This is a genomic window from Thauera sp. 28 (assembly GCF_000310145.2).
GTDB classification, from domain to species: Bacteria; Pseudomonadota; Gammaproteobacteria; order Burkholderiales; family Rhodocyclaceae; genus Thauera; species Thauera mechernichensis.
This window is the reverse complement of the sequence record NZ_AMXA01000075.1, coordinates 1-1710: the sequence shown is the minus strand read 5'-3', so window position 1 is coordinate 1710 and position 1710 is coordinate 1. Positions and strand designations below refer to the sequence as shown.

Sequence of the window (1710 nt, the reverse complement as noted above, 5' to 3'; positions counted from 1 at the left end):
CGAGCCGCGAGGGGTTGGGGGCGGTGGGGGTGGGTGGGTGCGATGAAAGGCTCGCGGCTGGCGCCGCTCCCACAGGGGCGCCGGCGCGTGTCAGGTGGCGAGCTTTTGGGCGCGGATGGACTGGTATTCGTCTTGCCAGAACCATTTCTCTTCGCCGAAGGCGGGGACGAGTTGGTCGAGCCAGGTGGCTTTGTCGTCGTACTTGGCGAAGAAGGGGCGCTGGACCCAGTCGGGGTTGCGGCCCTGGATGAAGCGCAGCACGAAGACCTTTTCGCCGGCGATCTCGGTCACGCCCTGGATTTCGACCTTGCCGGGGCTGGCGCTCATGCTGGGGCCGCGGGCGGTGCGGGCGAGGCCGGAGACTTGCTGGATGGCTTGCTGGTAGATCTCCCAGGCGCGCACGAGGGGGACTTCGAAGTAGTTGCGGGCGCCGGTGTCGCGTTCGACGAACATGTAGTAGGGAACGATGCCGAGCTTGACTTCCATCTTCCACAGTTTGGCCCATACGGCGGGGTCGTCGTTGATGTGGGCGATGAGCGGGCCCTGGGCGCGGATGACGACGCCGGTGGCGCGCACGCGACGGATGGCGGCCTGGGCGGCGTCGGTGTCGAGTTCCTTCCAGTGGTTGTAGTGCGCCATGAGGGCGACGTGCTTGCCGGATTCGACGAGCTGGGCGAGCAGGCGCATGAGGTCGTCGGCGTCGTCGGCGCCGAGGAAGCGGTGCGGCCAGAAGGTGAGCGCCTTGGAGCCGATGCGGATGGTCTGGATGTGGTCGAACTCGGGTTGCAGGAGGGGTTCGAGGTAGTCGCGCAGGTGGCGCGTCTTCATGACCATGGGGTCGCCGCCGGTGACGAGCAGGTCGGTGACTTCGGTGTGCTGGCGCAGGTAGGCGTGCAGCGCGCTGGCTTCGGACGATGCGATGCGCAGGTCCTTGTCGCCGACGAACTGCGCCCAACGGAAGCAGAAGGTGCAGTAGGCGTGACAGGTCTGGCCCTGGCTGGGGAAGAAGAGGACGGTTTCGCGGTACTTGTGCTGCATGCCGTCGAGGCGGTGGCCTTCGTCGTCGACCGGCATGTTCATCTGCATCTGGTCGGCGGGGTGCGGGTTGAGGGCGTGGCGGACTTCGTCGATGGCACGTTCGAGTTCGTCCTTGGGGGCTTCGGCACGCAGCAAGGCGGCGATGCGGTCGTAGTGCTCGGGGGCGAGCATGCCGCGCTGCGGGAAGGTGAGCTGGAAGATGGGGTCGTCGGGGACCTGGCGCCAGTCGATGAGTTCGTCGATGACGTATTGGTTGACGCGGAACGGCAGCACCGAGGAGACGACCTTCATTTCGAAGCGCTGTTCGGGCGACAGGCGGGCCAGCGGGGCGATGCGGTCGAGGTCGCGCTGGGTGTAGACCTTGAAGGGCACGGGGTCGAACAGGCTGGCGCCGTCGAGGGGCTTGAGGGCGTGGACTTGCGCGTTCATGTGTTGTCCTCCAGTTGTGTCGGGGGCGGTCCCCGTCTTTTTTGGGCTGGCAATGCTACGGCGCAAAGTGAATTGGCGCAAATGTGACTGGAGGACGGGGGATTGGTTCCGTGGGGAAAGGGGCGCGGCGCTTGGTGTTGCGGTGGGAGCGGCGCGAGCCGCGAGGGGTTGGGGTGGCTGCGATGGGCGGGGTCGCCTTCAGACCCTCGCGGCTGGCGCCGCTCCTACGGGGGGGGCGGCGCT

Annotated in this window: 1 protein-coding gene; it reads right to left on the bottom strand. The window is 67.0% G+C overall.

Annotation, left to right across the window (positions count from 1 at the left end; all coding sequences use genetic code 11):
* Nucleotides 1-90: 90 nt before the first annotated feature.
* Entirely contained in the window at nucleotides 91-1467 is a 1377-nt protein-coding gene (locus C662_RS19465) for a KamA family radical SAM protein (RefSeq protein WP_002934479.1), read from the bottom strand.
* Between the last annotated feature and the right edge of the window lie 243 nt (nucleotides 1468-1710).

Excerpts from the sequence above, each read along its gene's own strand:
- C662_RS19465 (WP_002934479.1), bottom strand. The coding sequence starts at position 1,467 with ATGAACGCGCAAGTCCACGCCCTCAAGCCCCTCGACGGCGCCAGCCTG.